General features: G+C 72.2%; 1 protein-coding gene. It reads left to right on the top strand.

The genetic code is table 11. The features are described 5' to 3' along the window. On the top strand, window positions 1-230 hold a 230-nt coding region (locus SB786_RS37935), incomplete at both ends, for an aromatic amino acid lyase (RefSeq protein WP_410731802.1).

Below are 230 nucleotides of genomic sequence, written 5' to 3'. Positions count from 1 at the left end.
CTCGACGGCCGCGCCGGACACTTCGACGCGCGGCTGTTCGACGCGAAGCCGCACGCGGGGCAGGCGGAGGCGGCGGCGTGGATTCGCGCCGATCTGGCCGGGCGCGACGAATTGCCGGGCCGCCGGCTGCAGGACCGCTATTCGGTCCGGTGCGCGCCGCACGTGATCGGCGTCGCACGCGACGCATTGTCGTGGATGCGCCGCGATATCGAGAACGAACTGAACAGCGC

This window comes from Burkholderia sp. SIMBA_062, assembly GCF_046534765.1.
In the GTDB taxonomy this organism is placed as follows: domain Bacteria; phylum Pseudomonadota; class Gammaproteobacteria; order Burkholderiales; family Burkholderiaceae; genus Burkholderia; species Burkholderia ambifaria.
Note: the sequence above shows the minus strand (reverse complement) of the source record. Positions and strands in the feature narration are given on the sequence as shown.